Origin of the sequence: Maribacter polysiphoniae (assembly GCF_003148665.1) — a bacterium.
GTDB lineage: Bacteria > Bacteroidota > Bacteroidia > Flavobacteriales > Flavobacteriaceae > Maribacter_A > Maribacter_A polysiphoniae.
Window position 1 is genome coordinate 121,586 of sequence record NZ_QGGQ01000005.1, and the last position, 15,903, is coordinate 137,488.

15 protein-coding genes are annotated in these 15,903 nt (G+C 41.7%); 4 read left to right on the forward strand and 11 right to left on the reverse strand.

What is annotated here, in order from left to right; translation table 11 throughout:
- Positions 1 to 12 precede the first annotated feature (12 nt).
- The 10 genes from LX92_RS12375 to LX92_RS12420 all read right to left on the reverse strand — a co-directional run bounded on the left by LX92_RS12375 (position 13) and on the right by LX92_RS12420 (position 10,815).
- The gene (locus LX92_RS12375; RefSeq protein WP_109651028.1) at positions 13 to 1,305 is read right to left on the reverse strand and encodes a TolC family protein; all 1,293 of its coding nucleotides are present in this window, start codon (positions 1,303 to 1,305) and stop codon (positions 13 to 15) included.
- Positions 1,306 to 1,331: 26 nt separating this feature from the next.
- Positions 1,332 to 1,934, reverse strand: coding sequence for a TetR/AcrR family transcriptional regulator (locus LX92_RS12380; protein ID WP_109651030.1), 603 nt, complete (start codon positions 1,932 to 1,934; stop codon positions 1,332 to 1,334).
- 214 nt (positions 1,935 to 2,148) lie between these two features.
- Complete coding sequence (locus LX92_RS12385) at positions 2,149 to 2,853, reverse strand: sulfite exporter TauE/SafE family protein (RefSeq protein ID WP_109651032.1); 705 nt, start codon at positions 2,851 to 2,853, stop codon at positions 2,149 to 2,151.
- A 2-nt stretch (positions 2,854 to 2,855) separates the two neighbouring features.
- Positions 2,856 to 3,302 (reverse strand): FixH family protein, encoded by a 447-nt coding sequence (locus LX92_RS12390; protein WP_109651034.1) that lies wholly within the window; start codon positions 3,300 to 3,302, stop codon positions 2,856 to 2,858.
- Positions 3,303 to 3,331: 29 nt separating this feature from the next.
- The gene (gene ccoG, locus LX92_RS12395) at positions 3,332 to 4,753 is read right to left on the reverse strand and encodes a cytochrome c oxidase accessory protein CcoG (RefSeq protein ID WP_109651036.1); all 1,422 of its coding nucleotides are present in this window, start codon (positions 4,751 to 4,753) and stop codon (positions 3,332 to 3,334) included.
- Positions 4,754 to 4,785: 32 nt separating this feature from the next.
- Complete coding sequence (locus tag LX92_RS12400; RefSeq protein WP_109651038.1) at positions 4,786 to 5,748, reverse strand: cbb3-type cytochrome c oxidase N-terminal domain-containing protein; 963 nt, start codon at positions 5,746 to 5,748, stop codon at positions 4,786 to 4,788.
- Entirely contained in the window at positions 5,745 to 5,942 is a 198-nt protein-coding gene (locus LX92_RS22750) for a CcoQ/FixQ family Cbb3-type cytochrome c oxidase assembly chaperone (protein WP_109651040.1), read from the reverse strand. The genes LX92_RS12400 and LX92_RS22750 overlap by 4 nt, the downstream gene beginning before the upstream one ends.
- A gap of 4 nt (positions 5,943 to 5,946) precedes the next feature.
- A complete protein-coding gene (gene ccoN / locus LX92_RS12410) occupies positions 5,947 to 8,148 on the reverse strand; it encodes a cytochrome-c oxidase, cbb3-type subunit I (protein WP_109651042.1) in 2,202 nt (733 codons plus the stop codon).
- A gap of 2 nt (positions 8,149 to 8,150) precedes the next feature.
- Positions 8,151 to 8,366: a cbb3-type cytochrome oxidase assembly protein CcoS gene (gene ccoS / locus LX92_RS12415; RefSeq protein WP_109651044.1), complete on the reverse strand. Its 216-nt coding sequence runs from the start codon at positions 8,364 to 8,366 to the stop codon at positions 8,151 to 8,153.
- A gap of 73 nt (positions 8,367 to 8,439) precedes the next feature.
- A complete protein-coding gene (locus tag LX92_RS12420; protein ID WP_109651046.1) occupies positions 8,440 to 10,815 on the reverse strand; it encodes a heavy metal translocating P-type ATPase in 2,376 nt (791 codons plus the stop codon).
- 116 nt (positions 10,816 to 10,931) lie between these two features.
- On the opposite strand from LX92_RS12420, the gene LX92_RS12425 reads away from it, so the two are divergent.
- Together LX92_RS12425 and LX92_RS12430 are read left to right on the forward strand one after the other, a co-directional pair.
- The gene (locus LX92_RS12425) at positions 10,932 to 11,633 is read left to right on the forward strand and encodes a Crp/Fnr family transcriptional regulator (protein ID WP_109651048.1); all 702 of its coding nucleotides are present in this window, start codon (positions 10,932 to 10,934) and stop codon (positions 11,631 to 11,633) included.
- A 152-nt stretch (positions 11,634 to 11,785) separates the two neighbouring features.
- The gene (locus LX92_RS12430) at positions 11,786 to 12,685 is read left to right on the forward strand and encodes a universal stress protein (RefSeq protein ID WP_109651050.1); all 900 of its coding nucleotides are present in this window, start codon (positions 11,786 to 11,788) and stop codon (positions 12,683 to 12,685) included.
- Here the strand turns inward: LX92_RS12430 and LX92_RS12435 are convergent.
- Positions 12,682 to 12,906 (reverse strand): hypothetical protein, encoded by a 225-nt coding sequence (locus tag LX92_RS12435; protein ID WP_109651052.1) that lies wholly within the window; start codon positions 12,904 to 12,906, stop codon positions 12,682 to 12,684. The two genes, LX92_RS12430 and LX92_RS12435, sit on opposite strands and share 4 nt — an antisense overlap.
- 213 nt (positions 12,907 to 13,119) lie before the next feature.
- On the opposite strand from LX92_RS12435, the gene LX92_RS12440 reads away from it, so the two are divergent.
- Both LX92_RS12440 and LX92_RS12445 read left to right on the forward strand, forming a co-directional pair.
- Entirely contained in the window at positions 13,120 to 14,397 is a 1,278-nt protein-coding gene (locus LX92_RS12440) for an NAD(P)/FAD-dependent oxidoreductase (protein WP_109651054.1), read from the forward strand.
- Between the two features lie 276 nt (positions 14,398 to 14,673).
- Positions 14,674 to 15,831 carry a homogentisate 1,2-dioxygenase gene (locus tag LX92_RS12445; RefSeq protein ID WP_109651056.1) on the forward strand — a complete coding sequence of 386 codons (1,158 nt, stop codon included), beginning with the start codon at positions 14,674 to 14,676 and terminating at the stop codon, positions 15,829 to 15,831.
- The last annotated feature ends 72 nt before the right edge of the window (positions 15,832 to 15,903 follow it).

Sequence of the window (15,903 nt, forward strand, 5' to 3'; positions counted from 1 at the left end):
ATAACTTGGGAATTAGTATTTTCCATAAGTTCCGTTTGTCAATTGATATTGTATCTGGAGTAATAACAGTTGTGTTTTGTGTAAGGCAAGATTGCTCTTGGCCTCATATAGGTCGGTAAATTCGGTGATATAGGCCGAGGAGGTGATAACCCCGTTTTTCAGTTGGGAAGCCGCCGATTTTACCATGTTTTCGCGAATTCGGATTATTTCGCTGTCCATGTCAATGAAGTCCTGTAGCTTATCTATTTCAGATTGTAGTTGAACAAGTTCAAGATTGGTGTTAAGTTCAAAAGTCTCTTTTTGGGTATTTATGATTTCCTTGTTGATCTCTAGGGATTGTTTTTGCCCCTTCGTTTTATTCCAATCAAAGATGTTCCAATTGAGTTTTAAGCCTGTCATGTAAAATGTCTTAAAGGAATTATCGAGCATGTTCAAGCCAGGATTGCCATAGCCTCCCTGTGCAAAGGCATTCAATTTGGGTAATTTCGATTTGGTCAGTTGTTGCTTTGATAAATCGATCTGTGCTTTTTTAAGTTCGAATAAGGTTAGTTCCGGTCTTTGGGAGTCAGTTTGGTTCTCGGTGGGAACCATGGGGGTCTGTAGGATAGCATCAGCACTGAGGTCACTTCCGATCAGTAGCGCCAAACGTTGGGTCAAACCCTTTTTGGAATAATCGATTTCGGCATATTTCTGCTTAATGTTCAATAGTTCTACCTGCAGGGCATCTGCGGATGAAGGAAGTAACGTGCCATACAATACACCGGCCTGGACTTCCTCAATACGGCTTTGCAATTGTTTTTCCTTAGCCGCCAATAAGGACCTGTTCTCCTGTAAGAGAAGGAGGGATAAATATAATTGGTTTACCTTGTTTTTTAAGGCGTACAGATTTACGTTAACCTCTTGTTCCGATACTTTGGAGTTGCTTTCCTTTACTTTGGCGGTAGCATCTATTAGTCCGCCATTGTAGATGAGAAGGCTGGCGTCCAATGTGGCCCTATACTGATCTTTATTAGGGGGTGTAACCGATATATTCGGAAGTTCAATGGGTAAATGTGTGACGTCAGATTGGTAGGTGGCTTGTGCATTCACATCCAATCTTGGTAATTTGTCCTTCTTTAGCGTTGCAATATCCAACTCGGCCTGGCTTTGAAGTAAAACGGATTGTTTCGCCAGGGGATAATTTTTGGTCACCCTATCGAAACAATCATCCAAGGTCAACGTGCGTTGCCCTACTAAAACTACCGGTAAGAATAGTAAGAGAATGAAACTGTATTTCGTTATGCCCTTATTTATTGATGTGTTCATACTGTTATGGTTTATGGAACCGACATTTATACACTGATACTACTTATGAATTGTTCCGCAATCAAGGTTTTACGTTCCTGAAGTATCTTTTTATATTCTGAATCTGGGATATCCAATACTAATTTAAGCAGTGTTTCCCCTACGAAAGGGAAGATGGTGAGCGATAACAAATTCAACACTAATTGTTTAGGGGATTTTCTTTTTATTTTGCCTGCTTCAATTTCCGCTTCAATTTGTCGTAGGAGGGGTTTTGGGTCCGGTTTGTTGGGGTGTGACATTATTTTAGTCACAAAATCAGGATTGTGGTTGAGTTCGTGAATTATAAACGAAGGTAAATAGGGGTTCTCCAATATAAAATCGATATAACTTGATGAGAACCTTCTTATTTTTTCATAGAGGTCGATTTCCAAGGCGAAAATGATGTTCATCTGTGGAGCCAGTTTTTGAAAGGCGGACATCAGAACAGCCTCGAACAATTGTTGTTTGTTTCTGAAATAATAATGTAGCATGGCCTTGTTGATCTTTGCCTCATCGGCAATTTCTTGCATGCGTGCCCCAGCCATACCCTTCTTTTCGAAAATGGTTATGGCGGCATTTAAAATAGTTTGCTCTGTACTGGAATCTTTCATCAACTAAATGGTTTAACCAAATGGTTAACAAATGTATAAAAAAATTCACAAGTAGAATAATTTTTGGTTTTTTTTCGTCGTAAATGGTGTATTCAAGTGCTTGGCCTTACGTCGGATTTGTATAAAGGTGGTTGGACTGATAGGGTTCAGGAGGGTGTTCCTGGAAATAAAAATTGATGGGTAAACCGTATGGTGAAAATTGGAAAGGAACCTTTTAAGGGTGGCATTCCATGGGGCTTGTTCCTATTTCGCTTATGGGTTTGGGTGAAACATAAGGGATGCCAAGACCCATTCCCCGTAAAATAAAGAGTACGCCAATGACCACCACGAAAACGGGAATCAGTTGTCGTATTCTTCTTTTGGCCGAACTTTGCAAAAAACCACTCATATATATCGCTGTGGTCATTAGGGGTACAGTACCCAGTCCGAATAAGACCATGTAAAGGCTGCCTTCGAAGGCACTTCCCATGGCTATGGCCCCGAAAAGAGCCATGTAAACCAAACCACAAGGTAAAAAGCCATTTAAAAAACCAATGGTCAAAAATGTGTCCGGCGATTTTTTCTTCAATTCTTGTCCCAGTCGGCTCTTTATTCTTGATATAACCCTGAATAAGGGCTTCGAAAGGTTGTACTTCGCAAAGGTTTTGTAGGGGATAAGAACGGCAATAATCATAATGACACCAATGATGATCGATAGTTTTTGTTGCATACCAAAAACATAAAGGCCCTTGCCTAAAAGGCCAAAGACCAATCCAATCAAACCATAGGCCAAAAGGCGGCCAGCATGGTACAATGTTATCTGAAATACTTTCTTGAAACCATTGTTGCGATCAACAGGGAGCATAAATGCAATGGGGCCGCACATACCTACGCAGTGTAGACTGCCCATAAGACCCAATGCCAAAGCTGATAATAACATGATTAATAGGTGATGCTCTCTTTAAATAAATAGGGAAGGTCAAGATATTCCCATGAAATTTTAATGTCCCAGCGACCATCCAACAAACGTTTGTCAGGTATGAGCAAATGTGTATTGGATAAACTTATGGGTAAGTCAAAATCCAAGTGTTTATTGGACGGTCTGTATAGGGACACTGTGCCTTTAATTTTCTCAGGTTCTATTTCTTCAGGAAATTGAACGAGCAATCCTTCTGGGGTTTTTTGTACTATAAGTTTTGAAGACAGATTATTGGCATTGGTCTCGGCATCAATCTCTTTTTGAAACCCCAATTCCGCCTTGTAATACTCTTCAGTGACCAAATCGTGATTCGCATGGTCATCCATATTCATTCGTACGACAAAAAATAGTATAAAGCTTATAAAGCCAATGAATGCCAGTACAATTCCTGTTCCCCAATTAATTTTCATATGACTCTTTTTATTGCTTTATGCATGGTTTAATTATAACTCCTTGGTGCCAAGAATCGTGCTGTGGTGGTTTCGATTAGTTCGTCCCCACTATATACCCCGATTTTCAGCTTATCCTTATCGCCATTCAGTGCCGAATTGTTTATTTCGATAAATAGGGTGCCTTCCGCCAAATCCTGGGCAGGTACCACAAAGTTATCATGGGTCACTAATTTGATGGTACCCTTGTGGGACATGAGTTTAAAACTTACATCAGGAATATCCTTGGTTGTCTTATTGATCAATTTATAAGTAAAGACATTACTGATGATGTTGCCCTCTTTGTGTTCGTATAGTTGTCCGGGAAGTCGCAATATGTTTGCTTCCAAATCATTACGCAAGAAAAGCATACCGATCAACACTCCGGTCAATATGACCAAAACAGCGGTGTAACCTTTAAGCCTTGGTGTAAACTTGAATTTTTCCTTTTTGGTGATTTCGTCTTCACTGGCATATCGGATCAGACCCTTAGGGAGGTTTATTTTCTCCATTACCGTGTCGCATTCATCAATACAGGCGGTACAGTTAATGCACTCCAATTGGGTCCCGTTTCGAATATCGATGTTGGTTGGACACACATGGACGCATTGTTTGCAATCAATACAATCCCCGTGGCCAAGCGCTTCACGGTCTTCGTTTTTCCGGAATTTTTTTCTGCCATTTTCGCCTTCACCCCGTTTGTGGTCATAGGCGACAATAATCGATTTATTATCGAGTAATACACCCTGCATTCTTCCATAAGGACAGGCGATGATACATACCTGCTCTCTAAACCATGCAAATATGAAGTAGAATACCGCCGTGAATATCAATAGGGCTACCAAGGTGCTTATATGGGACATTGGTCCTTCGAATACATATTGTATCAGCTTGTCACTACCGATCAAATAGGCTAGAAAGACATTGGCTATGATAAAGGATATCAGAAAGAAGATAATCCATTTGGTGACCCTCTTCCTTATTTTCTCACTATTCCAAGGTTGTCGGTCCAAACGCATTTGCGCAGGACGATCCCCATCGATCCAAAACTCGATTCGTCGGAAAACCATTTCCATAAAAATGGTTTGTGGGCAGATCCATCCACAGAAAATACGGCCAAAAGCCACGGTAAAAAGAGCGATGAAAATAACGCCTATAATCATGGAAATCACGAAAAGATGAAAATCCTGGGGCCAGAAAGGGAATCCAAAAATATTGAAACGACGTTCCAATACGTTGAACATTAAAAACTGGTTGCCATTGACTTTGATAAAAGGCGATAAAATCAAGAATGCCAATAGAAAGTAGCTTACCAGCTTTCTGTATTTATAAAACTTCCCACTCGGTTTCTTGGGGAAGACCCAAGCGCGTTTACCATCTTCCCTTATGGTGCCTATGGAATCCCTGAAATTATCCTTTTCTTGATTTGCCATTATCTATTCCTTTTTATATGGAATGAAATTTATTAATTAACGGCCACTGTGATTGAATCGGTCGCTTGTTCCGGTGTTTGTTCTTGTGTTTGTTCTTGTGTTTGTTCTTTTGCTGGGGCATTCTCATCTACCCAAATATCACCTTCCGGTGCTTTCGGATTGGCTGGTGTCGTACCCTGAAGACTCAGTACATAACTGGCTATCTGGGCAATTTCAGCAGGTTTGAAGTTCGATTTCCAGGCAACCATACCTTTACCATCACGACCACCTTCTGAAATGGTGTTGAAGACATTCTTTATTCCCCCACCCAAAATCCAGTGGTCATCGGTTAGGTTGGGTCCAATTCCCCCACCACCATCGGCCATATGACAGGCTACACATGTGGTTTCAAAAATTGCTTTACCGGCATTTAAATCGGATGCATCGGTCAATAATTCAACCGAATTGGCATCGACTAGGTCTTTGGCAGTTTTTTTATATTCCTCTATTGCCAAGTTGGCAGCTGCAACTTCCTGTTCGTATTCCAGTTCTTGGTCATAATCCCCATAAACTTCAAAACGTACCAAATAGACCACGGCAAAGACTATGGTCGCATAGAACATATATACCCACCAAGGTGGTAATTCATTGTCAAGCTCCTTGATACCATCATAATTGTGGTCTAGGATAATCTCACCTTCTTCCGCGATGGGTTTGTTGGCTGTTAACTTGGCCCAAACCTTTTTGGCCCAAGGCCATTCCCATTGTTTTGATTTTGCCGATAAGTAGCGTTCTTTTGCCTCTTCGCTAAGCGTTTGGAACATCACATTCTCAATCGACTTCAAAATCAATTCTATGGCAATCAAAATCAATAGCACCATCAACATAAAGAATTGTGTAATGGGGTATTCTATGATGGCCAATTTATCGCCAGAGTCTATAAAGTACTCCATCAATCCGAAAATGACGAAGAAGGTTACGGGGATTCTAATCCACCAAGGTGACATATTTTTCATAATTCTAGTTGGTTATTTTGGTTGTTATCATCTTCTAAAGGGAGTTCGCTTACCTCTTTGATGTATGCCTTGCGTGCGGTGAAAACCCACAAAAAAAGGATGGCAAAGAAGAGGAAGAATATACATAATGATATCATGGGATAGGTGGCTACGCCATCTATGCTTTCCATGTGTCCTTTAATGAATTTCAGCATGACTTTATTTGTTTTGGGTTAAAACTTCGCCTGTCTCCTTGACCTTGATGTCGGTTCCCAATCGCTGTAAATAGGCGATTAGGGAAACAATCTCGCGATCTTTCATTTCCACGAATTCCTCTCCGCTTTCTTCAGCAAATTTTTTGTCGGCCTCATAAGAACTTACAAAATCGGGATCTGCATAAAGGTTTTTCTCGATTTTTGACGCTTGGGTGTCCATTAACTCGTAAGCATTGGCAATTTCCTCTTCGGTGTAAGGAACGCCTAGGCTAACCATGACCTCCATTTTAGCTTGAATGTCACTACGGTCGTGTTTGTTGCGGATCAACCATCGGTAGGCCGGCATAATCGATCCCGAGGAAGTACTTTGGGGATCGTACATATGATTGAAATGCCAGTTGTCCGAATACTTGCCACCGACTCTTAAAAGATCCGGTCCGGTACGCTTACTACCCCATAGGAATGGGTGGTCGTACACAAATTCCCCGGCTTTGGCATATTCACCATATCTTTCCACTTCACTTCTGAAAGGACGCACCATTTGTGAGTGGCAGCTCACACAACCTTCCCGTATATAAAGATCCCTTCCCTCCAGTTCCAAGGGAGTGTATGGTTTAACACTGCTTATTGTAGGTATGTTTGATTTTACCATGATGGTAGGGACTATCTCGATCATACCACCAATTAAGATGGCGACGGTAGCCCAGACGGTCATTTGAACAGGTTTGCGTTCCAACCAAGTATGTAGTGTCTCTCCAGCGGTTCTTTTGCTCGATACACGGGTCAAGGCAGGGGCCTCGGCCAACTCATCCTCTACCTTGCTACCTGATCTAATGGTAACAATGATGTTGTAAACCAAGGTAAACATTCCTAGGATGTAAAGGCTACCACCGATGGCGCGCATCCAATACATTGGCATGATTTCGTGTACGGTTTCCAAGAAGTTCCCATAGGCCAATGTTCCGTCAGGATTGAAGTCTTTCCACATCAATGCTTGGGTGAACCCGGCAACGTACATGGGTAACGTATAAAGAATGATCCCTAAGGTACCGATCCAAAAATGGAAGTTGGCCATGCCTACGGAATATAATTTGGTCTTGAACATTCTTGGCACCAACCAATAGATCATACCAAAGGTCAAGAAACCGTTCCAGGCCAAGGCTCCAACGTGTACGTGGGCAATAATCCAATCACTAAAGTGGGCAATGGCGTTTACGTTCTTGAGGGAAAGCATGGGTCCTTCGAATGTGGCCATACCATAACCGGTAATCGCCACTACCATGAATTTTAGGGTAGGGTCTACGCGAACCTTGTCCCAAGCACCACGCAAGGTCAACAATCCGTTGATCATACCTCCCCAAGATGGGGCGATCAACATTACAGAAAAGGCAACCCCTAAATTTTGTGCCCAGTCAGGTAAGGCGGAATACAACAAATGGTGTGGTCCTGCCCATATGTAGATAAAGATCAAAGACCAGAAATGGACTATCGATAATCGATATGAATACACGGGTCTATTGGCGGCTTTAGGTACGAAATAGTACATAAGCCCCAAGAAAGGCGTTGTCAAAAAGAATGCAACGGCATTGTGACCGTACCACCATTGTACCAAGGCATCCTGAACACCAGCGTACACGGAGTAACTTTTCATTGCGCTTACGGGTAATTCCAAACTGTTGAAAATATGTAATACGGCAACGGTTACGAATGTGGCTAGGTAAAACCAGATGGCAACATACAGGTGACGTTGCCTTCTTTTGAACATGGTCATTATCAAGTTTACACCAAAAGCAACCCAGACAACTGCAATGGCGATGTCAATCGGCCATTCCAATTCTGCATATTCCTTGGTTGTAGTATACCCTAATGGAAGTGAGATCGCGGCAGCTACAATAATCAATTGCCATCCCCAAAAGTTGAATTTACTTAAGAAATCGCTGTACATACGCGCTTTCAACAATCGCTGTGTGGAATAGTATACCCCTGCGAAAATAGCGTTACCCACGAAGGCAAAAATCACAGCATTGGTATGCAAGGGTCTTAAACGACCAAAGCTTAACCATGCGATGCCATCGGTTACATTTGGGAAAAGAAACATGAAGGCCAGTAGTAGGCCTACCGACATTCCCACAACTCCCCAGAACATGGTAGCATAGAGGAAATTTTTTACGATTTTGTTATCGTAATAGAATTGTTGTACTTCCATAATTACAATTTTTGACTTTTATTTAGTTGGTTTGATTTATTCTTGTCCTCTTTTTTTAAGGCGGTGTCGTCTTTTACTAACTCGTCATCAAAGAGCATGCGAACAGATGGCGTATACGAATCATCGTACTGCCCGCTGCGCACTGAAATAATAAAAGCTGTGAAAAAGATTATAGCAACAACGATGCTAATAGTCAATAGCACATAAATAACACTCATACCTTACCTGAAATTCGACCCAAACATATGTATTCACCAAAAGGCAAAATATGATTTTTGTCATGTTTTTAAATTAATTTACTTTTTTTCCTAAAATATTTGTGGCCAAGGTGGTAAAACCTACCACGCTTATAGAGCTTAAAGGCATTAGGATTGCTGCTATAACGGGCTCTAATTGCCCAGTTACCGCAAAATACAAACCAACAACATTATATACAAGTGATAATAGGAAACTTAACTTAATAATTTTCATTGCTTTCTTTGCCGCTAGGATATATTGGTCCAATTGGTCAAATTTTGAAGCGTCCAATATGCCATCACATGCCGGTGAAAAAACATTGATATTCTCTGATATGGCAATACCGACATTACTTTGGGCCAGCGCCCCGGCATCATTGAGTCCGTCACCCACCATCATGACTTTTTTGCCCTGCTCTTGCAATGTCTTTATGAAATTCAGCTTGTCCTTCGGCTTTTGGTTGAAATACATGGGGGTAAGCGGGGGCAATATCTTTTCGAGCCGGTATTTTTCCCCTTCGTTGTCCCCAGATAAAATGGCTAAATGTAAATGCTGGTCCATGGCCTTAAAAACATCGGAAACACCTTCCCTGTAGTGGTTGTGGAATACAAAACGGCCTTTGTATGTGTTGTTGGCGCTGATATGGACCGAAGTGGTTTCGGAATCATAATCGGTAGTGTTTCCAACAAAATCCGCTGATCCCACCTTGATATGGCTTTCATTTTTTTGTCCTTCGATCCCTTTGCCCAGATGTTCTTGGTAGTCGTCTAGAGGTACGATATTGTGGGCTGCCAACATATCGTACAGGGTTCTGCTCAATGGATGGTTGGAGGCCCTTAGGGTATTTTTCAAAAGTGATTCTTCTTCCAGTGTCAGTTCCATGCCCTCATAGGTGGCCTTGCTTTTCATGGTGGTGGTAATGGTTCCGGTTTTGTCAAAGATGGCCGTGTCTATTTGGGCCAATTGCTCAAGGGTTTGGGTGTTTTTCAAGTAGAATTTCTTGCGCCCAAAGATCCGTAGCATATTGCCAAGGGTAAATGGCGCGGCCAGGGCAATGGCACATGGGCAGGCAATGATAAGTACTGCCGTAAACACATTCATGGCTTTGCTGCTATCGTAATAGAGCCAAAACGCCGTGGTTATAAAGGCAATGGTCAAAACAGCCCAGGTAAACCGCTTTCCAATACTATCGGTCAGGGTTTGGAACTTGCTCTCTTTATTTTCGCTAAATACCGTACTGCTCCATAATTGGGTCAAATAACTTTGGGAAACGGTCTTTAGTACATCCATCTCTATGGCACCGTCCAATTGTTTTCCCCCTGCGTAGATTTTGTCGCCCGATTCCTTGAATACCGGTTCGGACTCACCCGTGACAAAGCTATAATCGATTTGGGCCCTACCGTTGATAAGTATACCATCAACGGGAATCAATTCTTCATTGCGGATCAAGAGGCGATCCCCTTTTTTTATGTCATAAACCTGGACGGTCTCCTCTTTATGGTCTTCTGATATTTTGGTGACAGCGATGGGGAAATAAGATTTATAATCCCGCTCAAAAGAGAGGAAGGAATATGTTTTTTGTTGAAAAAACTTCCCTATTAGCAGAAAGAATATGAGTCCGGTCAAGCTATCGAAAAAACCAGTTCCCCAATCAAAAATGATTTCTGCGGTGCTCCGAAGGAATAAAACAAGGATTCCCAGAGCAATAGGGACATCGATATTCAGTATTTTGGAACGAAGGCCCTTAAAGGCTGAGATTAGATAATCCTGCCCGGCATAGAACACAACGGGTAGTGAAAAAGCGAACATCAACCATCGGAACAGCCCTTTGTATTGGTCTAGCCAAAACTCATTGACCTCAAAGTATTCTGGAAAAGAAAGAAACATTACGTTGCCGAATGCAAAACCTGCGACGCCCAATTTATAGATAAGCCCCCGATCTATATTCTTCTTGCCCTTGTCAAAATCCTCTAGTGAGATATAGGGTTCGTATCCGATACGTGCCAGTAGGACGACAAGGTCTTTAAGCCCCATATTTTCGGGGTTGAAGATAACGCGTACCGTCTTTTTGGGGAAATCCACTTGGGAACTACTGACCGCTGGGTTTAATTTGTTGAGGTTTTCCAAAACCCAAATACAGGAACTACAATGGATTTGTGGAATATAAAGGTTTACGATTTGTAGGTTTTCCCCATTGAATTCCAAGAGTTTCTCGATGATTTTGGAATCATTTAAAAAGTCGTATTTGCTTTCGACAACGTTCGGTGTGGAACCGGCGGAGGATTGCAGATCGTAGTAATAGGACAGGTCGTTGGAGGAGAAAATTTCGTATACGGTCTTACAGCCGTTACAACAGAAATTCTTCCCATCGTGAACAATAGGGTTTCTGCCGCAATCGTCACCACAATGATAACATCGGACTTTCTCCATTTACATTTGCATATACCTACAACAAATATCTAGAACTTTCCTGAAATAATTCATGATAATTGTCAGCTTTTCGATATTTTTATACCATATTAAAGGTAGAGCAAATAGATTACTTTATGGATGAGGCAGAACAGAGTAGGTGTGAGAACTGTATTGTACGGCAGTTCAACTCTTTACGTGCCATGAGTAAGACCGAATTAAAGAAGGTTTCTGACTCGAAGGTCACGAAAAAGATTAAAAAGGGGGAGGCTCTTTTCGAGGAAGGGGACAAACTCGATGGGGTGTTCTGTGTTCGGGAAGGTGTTTCCAAGCTTTCCAAATTGAGTTCTAACGGTAAAGATCAAATCATAAAGTTAGCCAGTAAAGGTGAGGTGATGGGTCAAAGATCCGTCATTGCCGAAGAATATACCAATTTAAGTGCCGTGGCTGTCAGTGACATGGAAGTGTGTTTTATCCCAAAAGACAGTATCGTTCATACCTTAAGTAAAAATCCGGATTTCGCCATTGAGGTTTTAAGGCATATGGCCCACGACCTTAAGGAAGCCGATGATGTAATAGTGAATATGTCCCAGAAAACGGTAAAACAACGTATTGCCGAGGCCTTTGTTTATTTAAAGAACAATTATGGGGAGGATGATCAGGGATTTTTAAAACTGACCCTTTCCAGAGAGGATATCGCAAATGTTGTGGGTACCGCAACGGAATCCGCCATCCGGATAATCTCCGAATTCAAGAAAAAAGGAATGATCAAGACCTCCGGCAAAAAAATCGGGGTTTTGAATGAAAAATTGCTCCAAGATCTTATTGAGGGCTTTTGATAAGCCCGTTTTATCCTTCTATTTCCAAGCTTCCACATGTCTTATAAACCCTCTATTTTATTAAGGGTTTGGCGCATTTATGAAAAACTGACATAAATCATAGTTTGCCAGAACGTCTTCCGATAATTTTACACCTTATAAAATGGATTGGAATGAAAAATGTTTTACTACCCACGGACTTTTCAGAGAATGCTTGGAATGCCACTAAGTATGCTATTGAGTTGTTCAAAGAAGAGGAATGTGTTTTTCATTTGCTCAACACCTATACCCCTGCCATTGTCAGTAGTAGGTTTATGGGGACCAGTATGGGCCACGTACAGGAAAGTAATGTTCGTGATAATTCGGAAAAGGGATTAAAAGATCTCTTGGGTAAAATAAAGAAGAATTTCAATTACCCCAAACATAGTTTCAAAACCATCTCATCTTTTAGCCTGCTCGTTGACGAAATCAAGGATATCGTTGAAAGAGTGGGTATAGATATGATAATCACGGGAACCAAGGGGGCATCAGGTTTGGATGAGGTATTCATGGGTAGTAATACCGTACGAATAATCAAGTCCGTAAAGAATTGTCCCGTATTGGCCATTCCTCAGCATTTTGAATATGCGAGTCCTACTGAAATCGCTTTTGCAACGGACTTCAATAGGTTCTATTCGCTTTCCGAGCTTCAACCGATTATCGATTTGGCCAAGACTTTTAAGGCGTCATTGCGTATTGTTCATGTGCAGTACGAGATAAAGGCATTGACAGAGATTCAAATGTTCAATTTAAATATGTTGCGTAAATACTTAAATGAAGTTGAGCACTACGTGCATACGGTTTCCGAATTGAATTCCGTGTCAAAGACGTTGGAGGTTTTTGCCAAAGAGCTCGATATCCATTTATTGGCCATGTTGAATTACCAACATAGCTATATGGAGAAAATGACTCGTGAGGCAGTAGTGAAACGTATGGCTTTCCACACCCAAATACCTTTATTGGTCATTCCCGAACTGGGTATGAACACGCCCTTGAAATCTTCATCGAATAGGGAAAATGCGGTAATGGATTAAGAAGTTTGTCCAATAGGATGGTCTTCGTAGAAATCCTTGAATGTTTTTTTCGTGGTGTAGTTATCCGTTAAAACCTTATACACCATATAAACGACCATTGACTGGCCTAGTACGGTTATGTAAAATACCCAATTGAAAGAGAAATTCATAGCAGCCATAATCGTTACGACAACTAAGGTTAAGGTGGTGTTGGCTACCCAGAACATTGCGGAGTTTTTCATGTTTTATTTACAAAATACGAAAATGGTGGTTTTTCAGGGTTAAATAAATACTAAAAAAGGTGTTCCTTATAAGGGCTGTTCAACGTGTTCCTGGTATGCAGCCCATTGGGATGTCCCTATGGTTATGGATGTTACGCTGATGTTAAAGACATGGTAAAGGGTGTTATAATGGTGTCGTAACCGCTTGGGATTGCTTAATTTTGTATAAAAAGCATGAATATTCCCAAGACGGATAAGAAAAGGGTTGTGGTCATCGGAGGCGGCTTTGCCGGAATCTCATTGGCCAAAAAACTCAAGGATTTGGATGTGCAATTGGTATTGCTCGACAAACAAAACTACCATACGTTTCAACCTTTGTTGTATCAAGTGTCGACAAGTGGGTTGGAGCCCGATTCGATAGCCTATCCCTTGCGAAAGGTGTTGCGTAAACTCAATAATTTTTATTTTCGATGGGCCACTGTAGAGCGAATTGACCCCGTACAGCAACGTGTGATAACATCCAAAGGGGATTTGTCCTATGATTTTTTGGTGCTGGCCACAGGTACAAAAACCAATTATTTCGGGAACAAGGATATTGAAAAATATACCATGCCCATGAAGAATGTTCCCCAGGCATTGAATATTCGAAGTCTTATGCTCCAGAATTTTGAAAAGGCCGACGATTGTGTCGATGAAAAGGAGCGCAATGCCCTGATGAATTTTTGTATCATAGGGGCAGGACCTACCGGGGTGGAATTGGCAGGGGCCTTTGCAGAACTCAAGAATAATGTTTTCCCCAAGGATTATCGTCATTTGGATATTTCCGAAATGCAAATTCATTTATTTGAAGGCGGTCCCCGGGTCTTGCCCCCCATGAGTGTAAAAGCCTCGAAAAAAGCCCTTCAGTTTCTTTGTAAATTAGGGGTTACAGTGCATTTGAATACGATTGTTGAAGATTATGATGGGGAAACACTGACCTTGAAAAACCAGGAAACCATTGCCAGTAAGAACTGTATTTGGACGGCAGGGGTCACCGGTGCCTCCATTGAAGGATTCAATAAGGACGCACTGGTAGATCGGATAAATAGGTATAAGGTAAATGAATACAACCAAGTTGAAGGGTATTCGAATATTTTTGCCATTGGTGATATAGCGTTGATGCAGACCAAGGAATATCCGAAAGGGCATCCGCAGGTGGCCCAGCCCGCCATACAACAAGGGGAACTCTTGGCTAAAAATTTAAAAAGCCTATTGGTCGGTAAGGAGATGAAACCATTTCGGTATTATGACAAGGGTACTATGGCCACGGTTGGGAGAAATAAGGCTGTGGTCGATTTAAAGAGGGCGAAATTCGGAGGCTTCTTTGCCTGGTATATTTGGATGTTCGTGCATTTAATGGCCTTGGTCGGTTTTCGAAATCGTGTGATTGTCTTTTTCAATTGGGTTTATAATTACATTAATTTTGATAAGGCGGCCCGTTTGATCGTTCGGCCGTATCAGCCCAAGGAGTAGATACCTGAATTGTGTGATTCTATATCCCGGATCCGAAAAACCTTTGTATATTTGTAATGTTGTGTTGAGCTTCGATTTCGGTTGAGGCTATGGTGAAAATGCCTTAGGGCATCTACCAATGAAAGGCTTTCCTACTACTGGGAGGCTTTTTTTATGCACTTTTCCAAGATTTTACACAGCATACCCAGTCATTCTCTTCATCTAAATAATTGAGTTGGATTTCAATGGTTAGATGGTTTATCGTATTTTTAAGAAAGTTTAATCAATACCACGATCATGCCATTATATCATAAATTGGGTAAGATTCCCCATAAACGACATACGGTTTTCAAAAAGGCAGATGGTTCTTTGCATTATGAGCAATTGTTCGGAACGATAGGGTTTGATGGTATGTCATCCTTGCTCTATCATTTGCATAGACCAACGATGGTCAAGCAAGTTGGGGCGACCAAGGATGTATCTCCCAAGGCGGCAGTGCCACATAATATAAAGTCGAGATTGCTAAAGGGCTTCCAGGTGCAGGCCGAAGATGATTTTTTGGATAGTAGGAAGATTGTACTTTTCAATTCCGATGTGAATGTGGGTTTGGCAGCACCACGAAAATCAATGACCGATTATTTTTACAAGAATGCCGATGCCGATGAATTGATGTTTGTTCATAAAGGGACCGGTACATTGAAAACATTCTTGGGTGAAATTGATTTTGAGTATGGGGATTATCTCTTGATTCCCCGTGGAATGATCTATCAGATTGAGTTTGACTCCGAAGACAACCGTTTATTGGTAACCGAATCGTATAGCCCTATTTATACCCCCAAACGATATCGCAATTGGTTTGGACAGCATTTGGAGCATTCGCCTTTCTGTGAACGCGATTTTAAACTGCCCCAAAATTTAAAGACCCATGATGAGAAGGGCGAATTTGTGTTGAAGGTAAAGAAGCAAGGTCAGTTGCACGAATTGGTCTATGCCTCGCACCCTTTTGATGTTGTGGGTTGGGACGGATACAATTATCCTTATGGATTCTCCATACACGATTTTGAACCGATAACCGGAAGGGTACACCAACCGCCACCAGTACACCAGACTTTTGAAACGAATGCTTTTGTGGTCTGTTCCTTTGTGCCCCGGATATACGATTACCATCCCAAGGCCATTCCGGCCCCATACAACCATTCGAACATAGATTCTGATGAGGTGTTGTACTATGTGGATGGCGATTTTATGAGCCGAAGGAATATTGATCAAGGCTATATTTCATTACATCCCGCGGGAATACCCCACGGACCGCACCCGGGTACTTATGAGGCAAGTATCGGTAAAACCAAAACGGAGGAGCTCGCGGTTATGATCGATACCTTTAAACCGTTACAACTCACCCAGACCGCCTTGGATATTGATGATGGAAAATACTACCAGTCCTGGTTGGAGTAGGGTGATTTCCATGGTTGTCCTGTTTTCAATTGGTATCCCCCACGCTAAGGCCGTCAACACAGTGAAGGTTGA